The 701-nt window shown below is 64.5% G+C and carries 1 pseudogene; it reads left to right on the top strand.

Going from position 1 to position 701, the window contains the following annotated elements:
• Positions 1-701 (top strand): annotated as a pseudogene (locus ACM42_RS08380) (IS3 family transposase); the annotation flags it as partial.

Genomic DNA, 701 nt, shown 5'->3' with positions numbered 1-701 from the left:
CAGCCGCTTTACGGAAGAGCAGATCATCGGGATTTTGAAGGAGCACGAGGCCGGCGTTCCGGTCGCCGATCTGTGCCGCAAGCATGGCGTGAGCGACGCCAGCATTTACAAGTGGAAGGCCAAGTTCGGCGGAATGGACGTCTCGGAGGCGAAGCGGCTGAAGACGCTGGAGGACGAGAACACGCGGCTCAAGCGGCTGCTGGCGGACGCCATGCTGGACAATGCAGCGCTGAAGGATCTGCTGGGAAAGAAGTGGTGACGCCCGCTGCGAAGCGGAAAGCTGTCGCACATCTCGTGGGTGTTCACGGGATGAGCGAACGGCGGGCGTGTAAAGCCATCGGATGTTGCCGCATGACGGTCAGATATCAGACGAGCCGGGCCGATGATGCCGGGCTGCGGCAGCGCATGAGGGCGATCGCCCATGAGCGCCGCCGCTTCGGCTATCGTCGCTTGCACGTCCTGCTCAAGCGGGAGGGCTACCTGGTCAATCACAAGAAGCTGTTCCGGCTGTATCGTGAGGAACGGCTCGCGGTGCGCCGCAGAGGTGGCCGCAAGCGGGCCCTCGGCACACGAGCGCCGATGACGGTGCCGCTGCTCCCGAATGATCGCTGGTCGCTCGACTTCGTGTCGGATCAGATGACCGACGGCCGGCGCTTCCGCGTCCTGACCGTGGTCGACGACTGCACCCGCGAGTGCCTGGC

The organism is Bradyrhizobium sp. CCBAU 25338 (assembly GCF_028128965.1).
In the GTDB taxonomy this organism is placed as follows: Bacteria; Pseudomonadota; Alphaproteobacteria; order Rhizobiales; family Xanthobacteraceae; genus Bradyrhizobium; species Bradyrhizobium liaoningense.
This window is presented reverse-complemented; position numbering and strand designations above follow the sequence as displayed.